12 protein-coding genes and 1 pseudogene are annotated in these 13375 nt (G+C 61.1%); 2 read left to right on the forward strand and 11 right to left on the reverse strand.

Features of this window, described 5'->3' with window-relative positions:
* Nucleotides 1-65: 65 nt before the first annotated feature.
* From EL199_RS07065 to coaBC, 11 genes and pseudogenes are all read right to left on the reverse strand, one after another.
* Nucleotides 66-1064, reverse strand: coding sequence for a C40 family peptidase (locus EL199_RS07065; protein WP_004140062.1), 999 nt, complete (start codon nt 1062-1064; stop codon nt 66-68).
* A gap of 500 nt (nt 1065-1564) precedes the next feature.
* The gene (locus EL199_RS07070; protein ID WP_004140064.1) at nt 1565-1864 is read right to left on the reverse strand and encodes a cupin domain-containing protein; all 300 of its coding nucleotides are present in this window, start codon (nt 1862-1864) and stop codon (nt 1565-1567) included.
* 123 nt (nt 1865-1987) lie between these two features.
* Nucleotides 1988-4051: a glucans biosynthesis glucosyltransferase MdoH gene (mdoH, locus tag EL199_RS07075; protein WP_004140065.1), complete on the reverse strand. Its 2064-nt coding sequence runs from the start codon at nt 4049-4051 to the stop codon at nt 1988-1990.
* Nucleotides 4048-5601, reverse strand: a complete 1554-nt coding sequence (locus tag EL199_RS07080; RefSeq protein WP_004140066.1) for a glucan biosynthesis protein — start codon at nt 5599-5601, stop codon at nt 4048-4050. Before EL199_RS07080 ends, mdoH begins: the two co-directional genes overlap by 4 nt.
* A 243-nt stretch (nt 5602-5844) precedes the next feature.
* Complete coding sequence (locus EL199_RS07085; protein WP_004140068.1) at nt 5845-6675, reverse strand: hypothetical protein; 831 nt, start codon at nt 6673-6675, stop codon at nt 5845-5847.
* A 131-nt stretch (nt 6676-6806) separates the two neighbouring features.
* Entirely contained in the window at nt 6807-7145 is a 339-nt protein-coding gene (locus EL199_RS13305) for a glutathione S-transferase family protein (RefSeq protein WP_004140069.1), read from the reverse strand.
* Between the two features lie 113 nt (nt 7146-7258).
* Nucleotides 7259-7495: pseudogene (locus tag EL199_RS13670) on the reverse strand (glutathione S-transferase N-terminal domain-containing protein); the annotation flags it as partial.
* A gap of 43 nt (nt 7496-7538) precedes the next feature.
* A complete protein-coding gene (locus EL199_RS07095) occupies nt 7539-8270 on the reverse strand; it encodes an SDR family NAD(P)-dependent oxidoreductase (RefSeq protein ID WP_048713964.1) in 732 nt (243 codons plus the stop codon).
* A 24-nt stretch (nt 8271-8294) separates the two neighbouring features.
* Nucleotides 8295-9908, reverse strand: coding sequence for a Fic family protein (locus EL199_RS07100; RefSeq protein ID WP_004140075.1), 1614 nt, complete (start codon nt 9906-9908; stop codon nt 8295-8297).
* A 13-nt stretch (nt 9909-9921) separates the two neighbouring features.
* A complete protein-coding gene (gene dut / locus EL199_RS07105) occupies nt 9922-10380 on the reverse strand; it encodes a dUTP diphosphatase (protein WP_004140077.1) in 459 nt (152 codons plus the stop codon).
* Nucleotides 10377-11558, reverse strand: coding sequence for a bifunctional phosphopantothenoylcysteine decarboxylase/phosphopantothenate--cysteine ligase CoaBC (coaBC, locus tag EL199_RS07110; protein ID WP_004140079.1), 1182 nt, complete (start codon nt 11556-11558; stop codon nt 10377-10379). Before coaBC ends, dut begins: the two co-directional genes overlap by 4 nt.
* 32 nt (nt 11559-11590) lie before the next feature.
* Here coaBC and radC point away from each other — a divergent pair, with 32 nt between their 5' ends.
* Nucleotides 11591-12265 (forward strand): RadC family protein, encoded by a 675-nt coding sequence (gene radC, locus EL199_RS07115; protein ID WP_004140081.1) that lies wholly within the window; start codon nt 11591-11593, stop codon nt 12263-12265.
* An 81-nt stretch (nt 12266-12346) separates the two neighbouring features.
* Nucleotides 12347-13180 (forward strand): response regulator, encoded by an 834-nt coding sequence (locus EL199_RS07120; protein ID WP_004140083.1) that lies wholly within the window; start codon nt 12347-12349, stop codon nt 13178-13180.
* Nucleotides 13181-13375 lie beyond the last annotated feature (195 nt).

Raw genomic sequence — 13375 nt, forward strand, 5'->3', positions numbered from 1 at the left:
GAAACTTTATATGTGGATGGTTATAAAAAAAACCGGGCGATGCCCGGTTTTTAATGATGTTGCGCTCAGCGGCGTGCGGTGACGACTTTGCTCTTTTTCACGACGGCAGCGACTTTCGCCTTGCTGTCTTTGCCGCTCGCCTTGTCTTTGCTATTTGGCGCACGTTTGGCGAGACGTTTCTCGTTGGGCTCTTTGTTTTTGCTTGTTGCAGTAACACGATTGGCGGCAATAACGATTTTCTCGCCTTTCAGCGCACGACGCGCGCCGGCGTAGCGGCGTTTCCAGTTGGGGCGGCCCATGTCTTCGATGCGAACTTTGGAACCGGTTTGCGGGGCGTGCAACATTTTGCCGCCGCCGAGGTAGAGGCCGACGTGGTTGATGGTGCCGTTGCGGCGGAAGAAAACAAGATCGCCCGGCTGCGGGTTGCTGGCGACGGGCAGGCGGGAGAATTGTTCGCGGCTGTTGCGCGGGATAGATACGCCCTGTTTTTGGTAGAGGTAATGCACCAAGCCGGAGCAGTCAAAACCTTTGGGCGAGGTGCCGCCCCAAACATAAGGGGTGCCGATGAATTTTTTGCCGTGATTGAGCAGGGTGCTGCGGGCGCTGCTGATGCCATTGGCGGCGACGTCGCGCGTTTTCGCAGGGGCGTGCTTCTTGTCTTTGGCGGCAGCGATTTTCTTGTCGTTTTTATTCTTGGCGGCCGCTTTGTCATGCGATTTCTCGCTTTTTTGGGCAACGGCTTTTTTCGTCTCGACCGCTTTGCGCTTGTCCGCTTTCTCCGGTTTTTTCGGATTTTTGTCCGCTTTGGCGAGTGTCGGTTTTTTCTCGCTGGTTTTGTCTTTTTTCGCTTTTACCGGTTCGGCTTTTTTCTTGGGTTCGGCAGTTTTTTTCGCTTCGGGTTTGGCGGCTTTTTTATCTGCGGCAGGTTTGGCTTTTTCCGCTTTTTTGGCAGGCGCTTTGCTGGTCTGCGTGGCTTTGGCTGCCGGGGCGGAGGCTTTACTGGCGGGCGCAGCGTAGAGGCTCTGACAGGCGAGCATCAGCGAGAGGAGGATGATTTTTTTCATGGTTTTCAGGGTTTCGTGTTTGAGGTAACTGGCGGGCTATGCTAATGGATAGTGGCTGGTTTGTCATGTTTCACTTCTACACTTTACGCCTGGTTAATGTTGTGTCTGCACAACAGATTTGTGGTTTTTCGCGCAATACTCGGGTTTTGTATGGAGGGTTATCGCCCTTTTATTGGCCACGATGTTGCGAAATTATCATGTATAGCCACTTTTCTACATAGCCTGTTCAGAATCACGGAGAAGCTACTTTTTAGCGCTCTGTGTAGTGACCAAAGCGAGAGGCAAGACGCTGATATGCCCTTCCCCCCGTGGGGAGGGGGTGAGCGGTGTCGTTTATGAACAGATGTCTGCATTTTCACATTCGCAGCCCTCACCCCAACCCCTCTCCCAGAAGGAGAGGGGCTCGTTCGCCGAATTGTCAACAGTCCCTAAGGGATGTATTGAGGGCTGCCGATAGGCAGCCCTTTGAACGCGGTTTCGGGGTTGGGGAGGGCAAGCGTTTATGGTGCGCTGCTGCCCGATTTGATGGCGATGATGTGGGTGTTGTCAGCGGTGGCGCGGATGGTGTGGCTTTGCCACGGGGCGAGGGTGATGATGCGGTCGGGGGTTAGCGCCGCGCTTTCGCCGTTGCTGTGGATTTCGGCGCTGCCGCTCAATGTGATGAGGATGATGCTGGCGGCGTTTTGGTAGGGCGGGATTTCGTTGCCCGCGCGCAGGCGCAGTTCGACGATTTCGTATTGGTTGTCGTTGGCGAGGATGCCGCCGAGCGGGCCGCTGTGGTGCAGGAGCAGGGTTTGCATGGGTTTCTGGTTTGGGTTGGGGGAGGAGTTGGATGCGTTGTGAGCGGGCGGTTGTGTTTTGCCAACCGCCCCTGCGCTCCCTGCAGGGACGGTTTGGCAAGGGATTTGCAACTGTGGCGGGTGTTATTCCGGCAATTCCAGCAGCAGTTCGATGAGTTCCGGCGAGCCGGCAACGTGCAGCAGTTCTTGCGGGGTGAGGTATTTCAGCGCCTCAGCGTAGTGCCGCGCTTCTTGTAGTTTGGCTTTGGCGGTGATGTGCAACAGGCGTTCTTTGGTGTTTCGCGGGGCATCCAGGTCAAGGGCGGCGATGTGCTGTGCGGCGAGTTCGCGGTTGCGCCCCAGGTCGGCGATGCGTTGTGCGCGGCAGGCAGCAAAGGGCGCGCTATCGGCTTCGGCGGCGGTTTCGATGGCGGGCGGCGCAATTTCTTCCGGGATGATCAATACGCGCTTTTTCGCCAGCCATTTGCCAAGGCCGATGTTGCCGCTGTGGCGCGACAGCCACGGCGAGAGGAAGAGGCCGATGATGATCGGCGAGAGCCAGATGATTTGGTTCGGCGCCTGCCAGATGAGGCCGGCGAGCATGATGGCGGCGATGATGACGTAGATGAGGTTGCGCTTGATGGCGTCTTTCCACGGCATCAGCGCGCCTTCGCGGTTTTGTGTGCGCCAGCCGCTGTCGCGGCCGAGGAAGATGTCGATGACGTGGCGCGTCTGGATGAGCATCAGCAGCGGTGCGTAGAGGGTGGAGACGATGAGTTCGATGATGAAGCCTTTGCAGACGGTCAGGCCGCCACCGAAGGCGCGGCGACGTTTGCCGGAGAGCATGATGCGCAGCCAGCCGACGAATTTGGGCAGGAGCAGCAGGTTGATGGCGGCGAAGAACAGCCAGAGCATGCGCTCGGGGTCGAAGGTCGGCCAGTCGGGGAAGAGTTGGCGCGCGCTGGTGAAGTATTGGGGTTTGGTAAAGAGGGTCTGCGCGGTGATGCCGGTGCCGACGATGAGCATGGTCAGCCAGATGGGGCTCATGATGTAGCTGGCGATGCCGATGAGGAAGTGGATGCGGCTCGGCCAGCGCAGGCCTTTGGCGCCGATGATGCCGAGGTGCTGCATGTTGCCCTGTGCCCAGCGGCGCTCGCGGCCGACGAGGTCGTCCAGTGTTGGCGGCAGGCCTTCGTAGCTGCCGCCGAGGTCGGGGTCCATGCGCACGTTCCAGCCCATGCGGCGCAGTAATGCGGCTTCGACGAAGTCATGCGAGAGGATGTGGCCGCCGATGGGGTTGCGCCCGCGCAGGATGGGCAGGCCGCAGCTTTCGGCGAAGGCATGGACGCGGATGATGGCGTTATGTCCCCAGTAGTTGCCGTCTTCGCCTTGCCAGGCGGCAACGCCACGGGCGACGATGGGGCCGTAGAGCGCACCGGCGAATTGGATGGCGCGCGCCAAGAGGGATTCTCCGCCGATGAGGCGTGGCATGGTTTGCAAGAGGCCGAGGCGGGGTTCGGCGTCCATGCGTGCGACCATTTCGACGAGGGTGTCGGCGTCCATCAGGCTGTCGGCGTCAAGCATGACCATGTAGGCGTAGCGGCCGCCCCAGCGGCGCACGAAGTTTTCGACGTTGCCGGATTTGCGCCCGACGTTTTGCGCGCGGCGGCGGTACCACACGGGCAACGGCGATTGTGCGCGCAGGATGTGCAGCGCCTGGGTTTCGCCGAGCCAGGCGTCGGGTTTTTGGGTGTCGGAGATGATGAAGATTTCGCAGCGTTCGGCAATGGCGGTCTGGCGGATTTGTTGTGCCATCGCCAAGAGTGCGGCGTGGGTCATCGCCGGGTCTTCGCCGTAAACGGGCATGACCAGCGCCACTTTGCCGCCGTTCGGGTCAAGCGCCGATTTGGGGCGGCGCAGCGGCAGGAAGCCGGCGAGGCAGGCGGTGGTGGAGAAGGCGACCCAGTAGAAGGTGAGCGCGAAGAAGACGAGCAGCACGTATTGCAGCAGGGTGCTGCGCCCGTCGCCAAAGGCTTTGAGCATGTGCCAGGTGCCGAGGCTGCCGATGGCAAGCGCACCGCCAAAGGCGATGAGGCGCGCGAGGTGGGTGCGCAGCGGGGTGTAGAGCGGTGGGCGTCCAGGCGCTTTGCGTAGCGACTGGACGCGCATGTTCAGCGGCGCGTCCGGTGGTACGGCGGGGGTTCTCATAAGGGTACCCAGCGGTAGTACCAGCTTTCGGTGACGGGTACGCCTTTGTCGTCGGTCAGGCGCAGTTGTAGTTCGGCCATGGTGTTGTTTTTCGGGCGGTAATCAAAGGCCGCGCGCAGTTTGCCCGCTTCCGGCAGGCGCACGAGGTGCGCGCCGCTGATTTCGCCGACGCTGGCGTTGGTGCTGAGTTTGAGGGTGTCCGGATCGAGTGGCGTGCTGCCTTCGGGCATGGTGAAGTCAATGGTGAAGGTGAACAGTTCGGGGTTGTTCACCGCCGCCCCGCTGCGCGTACCGCTGATGCGGGCGCGGCCGGAGAATTCGGGGCCGGATTGCGACCAGGTAAGGTCGTAGGAGAAATCGTGCCGTTGTCCCGCCTTGAGCGGCTCGGCCGGACTCCAGAAGGAAATGATGTTGTCGTTAAATTCGTTGGTAACAGGGATCTCGACGAGCGAGACGCTGCCTTTGCTCCAGTTGCCGCGCGGCGTGACCCAGGCGGAGGGGCGTTTGTCGTAACGCGCTTCGGCGTCCTGGAAGTTGTCGAAGGCGCGTGCGCGTTGCAGGAGACCGAAGCCTTTCGGGTTGTCGTCAATAAAGGCGGAGAATTGCAGGGTCTGCGGGTTGCACAGCGGCCGCCACAGGCGGGCTTCCGCGCCGGTGTAGATGGCGAGGCCGTCGTTGTCGTGTACCGCGTTGCGGTAATCGTTGATGGCGGCGCGACGGCTTGGGCTGAAGTAGTACATTGAGGTCAAGGGCGCGATGCCGTAGTGCTCAATGTCCTTGCGCGGGAACAGGCTGGATTTAATCAGGAAAACAGTTTCCGCGCCGGGGATGATTTCCATCGCGTACGCGCCGGTGAGCGAGGCGCTTTCCAGCAGCGCTTCGAGGCGGATGCTGCGGTCGTTCGCTTCCGGCTGGTAAATCCAGAATTGGGTAAAGCGCGGGAATTCTTCGCCACCGGGGCCGCCGGTGCCGAGCGCGAGTCCACGGGCGGAGAGGCCGTAGAGGGTGTCGCGGGCGATGGCGCGGAAGTAGCTTGCGCCCTGGAAGACGGCGAATTCGTCCATGTAATCGGGCGAGTTGATCGGATAGCGCAGGCGGAAGCCGGACCAGCCAAGGCCTTTGCGCATGTCGTCGTTGAAGTCGAGTTTGGCGGCGTCGAACTGGTTGGGGTCGTAGTCAAACAGCGTCGGGTCAAAGGCGATTTCTTCTGCCTGTCCGTTTTTGACGAGGAAGATGCGTACCCGTTCTTTGAAGAAGTGGCCGGGCGGCAGCAGGTCGAGTCCGAATTGGGAATGGCTGGACTGGATGGGGTCAGCGCTGCGGCGGAAGCGGATGCCGCGGTATTGGTCGTAGGTGAGGTCGGCATAGGCGCCGCTCAAGCGAAATTGGTCGGGTTTGTCCGGGCTTTGTGCGCGCTCTTGCGCCAATGTGATGACCCGGCCAAAGCTGTGTGTATCTGCCGCTGGCTGCGCTGCGCCTTCTTGCGCAAGCGCCTGATTGGCCAGGGCGGCCGCGCCGATGACGCTGGCCATGAAATCCCGTCTGTTCATAATGATTGCTCGTGATGTGTGTGATTGGGAGGTTTCTGGGGCGCGAAAGTATAGCATGATTAGCGGGCGGTAATCTGTCGCCACGCTTGTGGTGGTGCGGGGTGGGCGTGTTTTTTGTCGCGGGAGCGGTTACGGTGAAGTCCGTAACCGCCCGGTGTTGTTGTGGGGTGATGCCGGATGAGACGCGGCGCGCCCATCCGGTCTGCCCCCGTTTTTTGGGCGGGACGAGTCCCGCCTTGTGGTTTATTGTCCGGTGCTGATTTTTAAGTTGTATTTGGCGGTTTCGCCGCGTTTGGCGGCGGCGTTGAGCAGGTAAACGCGCACGCGGTATTCGCCGCTTTGTTTGGCCACACCGGTGTATTGGTCGCCGCTGACGGTGCCGTTGTGTACGGCGTCTTCGCCTTTGGGCGGCAGCAGGTTGAAGTGGGCGTCTTTGTTGGCGCTCGTGAGGGTGATGTTCATCGCCTGGCCTTGTTTGATGCTCAGCGGGTATTCGCTGGTTTGGTCGCCGGTGATGCTGCCGCTGATGTCGCGGTTGTCCGCGGGCGGCGGCACGGGCGCGCTGGTTTTCGGTGCGGGTTTGCTGGTGGTGATGGTGAGGTCGTAGGGGGCGGTTTCCTGGTTTTTCGCCGCGCTTTGCAGCATGTACACCTGTACGCGGTATTTGCCGTTTTGTTTGGTCACGCCTTGGTATTGGTTGCCGTCCAGCGCGCTGTTGTGCAGGACTTCTTCGCCTGCGGGCGGCATCAGCAGGTAGTGGGTGCTCGTGTGCGGTGTGCTCAGTTTGACGGTCAGGGTCTGGCCTTCTTGCAGGTTGAGCGGGTAGTCGGCGGTTTGTTCGCCGCTGATGCGGCCTTTGATTTGTTGGACGTCGTCGGTGTTCGTTTGTGCGGCAGCAGCTGGTTTTTTGGCGGACGTTTTTTTGCGCGTGGTTTTTTTCTTGGCTTTGCTGGTTTTGCCCGTGCTTTTGCTGATGGTGGCTTTGCCGTTGCTGACGGTCGCGCTTTGTGCGGTTGCGGTTTGCGCGAGGGCAAAGGCCGAGAGGCAGGCGAGGGTGATGAGGGTTTTGTTCATCGGGGTTCTCCGTTTGGTTTAGTCGGGACGGGGATTGTAACGGGTTGGCGGCGTAGCGGGTTGTCTATATGGTCAGGCGGCGGTTTTATGGTAGCCGCCGCCAGAGGTCAAACAGGGGCAAGCCGCGACGGTCAGGCGTTGGAGGCAGCGAGTACGCGCTTGACGGCTTCGTCTTCGCCCATGCGGGTCATGAAGGGGGCGAGGTGCGGGTAGGCGCTGTAGGGTTTCGGCGTTTTGACCGACCAGCGCGCCATGACGTGGGCGTAGGCATCGGCGACGCTGCGTTTGCCGCGGTATACGTGGCCGCGCTCGCCGATGAGGTTGTCGAGAAACGCCATGACGCGGTCGATGCGTGCGTAGGCGGCTTCACGCACGGCGTTGTGTGCGGCCGGGGTTTTGTCCGTGGTGTAGCGCGCCGGGGAGAACATCGGCCAGTAGGCGGGGTGGAAGTCGCCGGTGAGGAAGGCCATGGTTTCGTTGAATTCGAATTGGCTTCGGGGCCGTCTTCCGCACCGAGGCGGGCTGCGGGGTGGCTGTCGGCGATGTATTGCAGGATGGCGTTGGCTTGGGTCATGGCGCGGCTGCCGCCGATGTCCAGCGCGGGCACCATGCCGAGCGGGTTGATTTTTTTGTATGCGGGGTCGGCGTAATCGACTTTCTGCACTTCGTAGTCGGCGTTCGCCCATTCGAGGGCGATCCAACAGCAAGGGCGCAGGTGCCGGGGGCGTAGTAGAGTTTCATCGGGGTCTCCTTTGGGGTAAGAGGGGTGGGGATTTACATACAGGTTAGTCGCTACCGCGTATGTAAATGGAAGGGGCATTTTACATACAGGGTAGCGACTATGGTGTATGTAAATCGTCTGGCTATCCGTCTTTCAAGATGCGGTAGGCAACGCCGGGGGCGAGGCGCAGCAGCCATTTGAGCAGGCGGGTTTTGCCAATGTAGTGTTCGCTGTCGCCGCGCTCAATGACGCGGATGATGGCGGTCGCAACCGCCTCTGGCGTCATTTTGCCGGTGCCGCGTCCGGCGGTCATGCGAGTGGCGACGAGCGGCGGGATGATTTCTTGTACCTGGATGTGCGGCGCGGCGGCTTCGGTCTGGTAACGCAGGGCGCGGGTGAAGTTGCGCAGTCCGGCCTTGCTGGCGCAGTACACCGGCGCGCTTTTTTTCGGCGCGAGCGCGAGGGCGGTGGTGATGTTGATGATGGCGCCCCGAGGGTGTTGCGCAAGCAGGGGCAGTAGTCCGGCGGCAAGGGCGATGGGTGCTTCGAGGTTGAGCGCCAGCTCTTGCGCGAGGGTGGCTTGTAGGTGCTGCGGCGTGTCATGGAGGAAATCGAGCGGGGATTGCAGCGCGGCGTTATTGATAAGGACGGCGGTGTCGGGGTGTTCGTCTTGTATCCAGGCGATGAGGGCGGCGCGTTCGGCAGGAATTGCAAGGTCGCAGCGACGGTAAATGACGCCGGACAGCGGCTGTTCGGGGAGGTTGCGGGCGCAGGCGATGACGCGGGCGCCGTGGTTTTGCAGTTGGGCGACGAGCGCCGCGCCAATGCCAGTAGTGCCGCCGGTGATGAGGATTTTTTGTTTGTCGAGGTTCATGGTTTTTGTGTGTTAGTGGATGGGTTAGCGGGGGTTTTTTATGCGTTGCAGTAATGCCCGTCCTTTGGCGGTCAGGCGGTATTTTTGGTTGGGGCTTTTGGGTTTGTCAGGCAAGGTCATTTCGATGAGATTTTGTGTTAATGCCGGAACCAGATAGGTTGTTCTGAAGCTTGCTCTATGCTTGATGGACAGTTTGTCCAGCAGCTCTATTACGCTTAATGGTTCATGTTGCAGCGGCTCTAGCAGGCGCAAAACGGTTTTCTCGGTCATGCCGCCAGCTTGTACGGTAGCTTGTACGGTATCTAGGTCGGTCGGATCCGGTAAACCCAGTCCTGATGCGGGTTTATCTTGGTCGGTGTCTTGTTCTGCCGGAGGGGTATGTTTTGGGTGTACCGGCAGGCGTATCAGGAAGGTAGTGCGGTCGTCGTCGGTTTCAAATTGGGGTTCGGGCGAGCCGTTTTCCCGCATCACGCGCAGGATTTTCGGGATGCCGGTTGAGCGTCCTTCGGTTAAATCCAGCTCTTTCAGGAATTCGCCGATACGACGGTTGCGATAGCGGCGGCTGACGGCTTTGCCGCTGCGCAGGTCTTCCAGGCGGATGGAGCGGTCGGGGCCGGGGACGCTGAAAACCGTGATTTCTTCGGGCGTGATGCGGATTTCTATCGGCTCGCGTTCTTCGTAGGAGCGGTGGTAAACCGCATTGACCACCGCTTCTTCCACCGCCTGATAGGGGTAATTCCAAAAGCGCTCGGCCTCGGCGCGGTTTGGATGCTTGATGACGGTCTCGTGCAGGTAGTGGTTTTGTATGTAGGTGAGGGCGTCGCGGGTGATTCGCCCCAGCGGGCCGATGAAGGTTTTTTCGCTGAATTGGTCAGCGTCTGTACCTTGCGGGAAGTGGACGATATCTATCTGGGTGGCGGGGAAAAAGCGGGTCGGGTCTTCGTTGAAAAATAGCAGGCCGACGTTTTTCGGAAAGAGCATTTCGGGTGTCCCGGATACGATATTCATCTGTTTTGCCACGGTTTCCAGCGGTAAATGGCGCGCATCTTGTGCCAAACCGCTGTTCACTTCGGCCAGAAATTCGCGTATCAGGTGCGGCGCGAAATCTGAAAGCATGGCCTGCTGGCAATAGCGGTCGTCAAACGGGATTTTCTGCGCCAGGCCGATGAGTTCCTGTTCGTCTGCCGCATTGGCGCATACGGTGCTGCTATGTTTGCGGATGTAGTAGCCCCAGCCCGTGTTTTTCTCGCCCAATGCCTTTTTCGCTTTATACGGGCGGTTTTCGCCGCCAACCACCCACAGCACCAGGATGTGTTTGCCCTGGATTTCGTATTGTTCGGTCAGCGGATGGTAGTTGGGGCGGATGGCGCTGTTGCCGAGATTCAGCAGTTCTTTTTGGATTTTGTCCAGTTGTGCCGCATCCAGTCCCGCTGGCGGCATTTCTGGTTGTCCGTTTTGCTCGCGCACGCCGATGACGATATAGCCGCTGCCCAGGTTGTGAAAGTCGTTGGCAAAGGCGCAGATGGCATGCAACACCGCTTCGGGATTCCAGTTTTCTTTGTATTCAATCTGCTCGCTTTCCACGCGGCGCTGGTGCAGCAGGTCTTCGATGTTAATCGGCAGTTTGTTGGCAAACATCGTGGGGAGAGGGTCAATGGCTGCCGGTGTGGCCGAAGCCGCCGCTGCCGCGGCTGCTGTCGGGGAAGTCGTCCACGAGGTTGAGCGCCGGACGGGCGACGGGCTGGATGAGCAGTTGGGCGATGCGCTCGCCGAGGGCGATGGTGTAGGGCGTGTTGCTGCGGTTCCAGACGGATATTTTCAGCTCGCCCTGGTAGTCGCTGTCGATGAGGCCGGTGAGGTTGCCCAGTACCAGGCCGTGTTTGTGGCCGAGGCCGGAGCGAGGCAGGATGAGGGCGCAGTAGTTAGGGTCGGCGAGGTGGATGGCGAGTCCCGTGCCGATGAGCGCGGTGGCATTGGGCTCAACGGTGTAGTGGTCGCCCTCGAAGACGGCGCGCAGGTCCATCGCGGCGCTGCCGGGGGTGGCGTAGGCGGGGAGCGGGATGGTGTCGCCGACGCGCGGGTCGAGGATTTTGAGGTCAAGGGTGTTCATGTTTTTTTCCAATGGCTGAGGATGTGGGTGAGCAGGCTGTCCGCCAGCGTGGTTTTCGCCTGGCGCGGCAGGGTGGTTTCGCCGTCGGCAGCGATGAGGGTGGCTGCGTTGTCGTCGGCGCCGAAGACGTCCCGGCTGACGTCGTTGGCAATGATGAGGTCGAGGTTTTTGCGTGCGCGTTTGTCGCGGGCGTAGGCGAGGACGTTGTCGGTTTCGGCGGCAAAGCCGACGGTGTAGGGGCGGTTTTCGCGCAATGCGGCGATGGTGGCGACGATGTCCGGGTTTTGCACCAGTTGCAGGGTAAGGCCGCTGTCGCCCTGTTTTTTTTGTTTGTGCGCGGCAGGCTGGGCAACGCGGTAGTCGGCGACGGCGGCAGCGGCGATGAACACGTCGCCGGGGTGGGCGAGCGATGCGGCGAGCATGTCAGCGGCGCTGGTGATGTCAAGGCGGGTAACGCCCGTGGGGCAGGGCAGGGCGGTCGGGCCGCTGATGAGGGTCACGTCCGCGCCACGGCGGGCAGCGGCGGCGGCAAGCGCGTAGCCCATTTTGCCGCTGCTGTGGTTGGTGAGGTAGCGCACCGGGTCGATAGCTTCGCGCGTCGGCCCGGCGGTGACAGTCAGGCGGATGTCGCGCCAGTCTTGCGTTTCGGCGTAGTTGAGGTATTGCAACAGGGTTTCGGGTTCGGGCAGGCGTCCGGCGCCGACGTCGCCGCAGGCTTGCGCGCCGCTGTCGCTGGGGATGACGGTGTGGTTTGGTCGCGCGGCGAGGGTGGCGAGGTTCGCCTGTACCGCCGGGTGGGCGAACATATGGCAGTTCATCGCCGGCGCGATATAGACGCGCGCGCTGGTCGCCAGGTAGAGGGTGGTGAGCAGGTTGTCGGCGATGCCGTGCGCCAGTTTGCCGAGGGTGTTGGCGCTCGCCGGGGCGATGAGGTAGGCATCCGCCCAGCGCGCGAGTTCGATGTGCCCCATGCCCTGTTCGGCGGCGGGGTCAAAGAGGGCATCACGCACCGCCTCGCCGGAAACGGCTTGCAGGGTGGTGGCGGTGACGAATTCGTGCGCGTGTTCGCTCATGACGATGCGCACGTTATCGCCTTGTTTTTTCAGGAGTCGGATGAGCTGCGGGATTTTGTAGGCGGCGATGCCGCCGCTGATGCCGATGAGGATGTTTTGCGCCATAATGCGCCCCTTCAAGGAAAAGGGGCATTGTAATGGATGAGGTTGCAAACTCAACGGATATGCCGCGCGAGCGGATGTTGCACAACGGCGCGCAGGCGCTCGCCGATTATGAGCTGCTCGCCATTTTGCTGCGCACCGGCAGCAAGGGCAGCAATGTGCTGGAGTTTTCGCGCGAACTGCTGCGGGGGCGCGGCGGGCTGGTCGGGCTGTTCAACAGCCGCGCCGCCGATTTACAGGCGGTGCGCGGTCTCGGCAAGGCGAAGACGGCGGAGATTCTCGCGGTAACGGAATTGGCGCGGCGCTTCATGCGCGAGGAAATGCGGCAGCCGTCGTGGTCGTTCAAAACGGCGGCGGACGTGCGCGATTACCTCTTGATGCAGTTCAAGGGGCAGGCGCTGGAGGCGTTTGGCGTGCTATTTTTGAACCAGCAACATGGCTTCATCGCCTTTGAGCGGCTGGCGGCGGGGGCTGCGGCGAAAGTGCCCGTGCCGGTGCGCCAGCTGATTGCCAGCGCCCTGCACCATCACGCCGCTGCCGTTATCCTCGCCCACAACCATCCGGCGGGCAGCGGTGCGCCGTCGGCAGAAGACCGCGACGTTACGCGCCATCTCGATGACGCCCTGGCGCTGATGGATATCCGCCTGCTGGATCACTTCATCGTCGCCGGGAATGAAATGGTGTCGATGCGTGAGCGCGGCGGCTGGTAAATACAGGCTATTCTATGGAATGCGGCCAGGAATAACGCTACAATGCCGCGGCCTTACAATGGATGACAGGAAATACTTAACATGCTCAAAACCGCACTGATTGTGGACGATTCACGACTGGCCCGCCTGACCCTGAAACGCCTGCTGGCCAAATACGACATCGAAGTGGCGGAAGCCGAAAGCGTCGTCGATGGCGAAAACTGGATTGCGCGCCACACCCTGCCCGACATCGTATTCATGGACATCATGATGCCGGATATTGACGGCTACGAAGGACTCGCCCGCCTGCGCGCCGACCCCGACACCCACGACCTGCCGGTCATCATGTACTCCGGCGACATCTCCGAAGAAGCCCGCCAACGCGCGCGCGATGCTGGCGCCACCGGCTACCTGCCCAAACCCGCCGACGCCAGCCGCCTTGACCATTTGCTCTCCGCGCTGCGCGACCGCGTCCGTGTTGCCCCAGCGCCGCAACCCGTACACCAGCCGACGCCCGCACCGCAGCCCGTTGCCCCGCCGCCTGTCGCACCGGTCAGCCGACCCTCGGCGATAGATGACGGCGAATTCGGCGTCGTCACCCCGTCCTACGTCGCTCCCGCTGCCGTACCGCCCGCGCCGCAGGCACAAATCCCGCTTGCCGTCACCTACGTTGATACCACCGAAATCACCCGCCGTATTGACGCCCTTGAGCGCCAGCTGAGCAGCGCACAAGAGCGCGCACAACGCGCCGCCGAAGAAGGCAAGGCGGGCATGAGCAGCGAAATCGAGCGCCACCGCAAAGAAGTCCAACACCTGCAACACCGCCTCGCCGAAAGCGACCGCCGCGCCACCATCTCCATCGTCATCGGCGCCGTTGCGCTCCTGATCGCGCTGGTCGCCATCGTCTGGCAACTGTTGCCGTCGCTGGGACTTTAAGCGATCGACCCTAACGAAAAACGCCACGAAAGTGGCGTTTTTTATCGCCATACCCTAGGGGCTGTTTACAATTCAGCGAACTAGCCCCTCTCCCTGTGGGAGAGGGGTTGGGGTGAGGGCAGCAAACGATTGAAAAATCGAAATTTCATCTCGTAAGCGGCATTGTCCACCCCCTCCCCATCCCTCCCCCGCTGC

The organism is Cardiobacterium hominis (assembly GCF_900637305.1).
In the GTDB taxonomy this organism is placed as follows: Bacteria; Pseudomonadota; Gammaproteobacteria; order Cardiobacteriales; family Cardiobacteriaceae; genus Cardiobacterium; species Cardiobacterium hominis.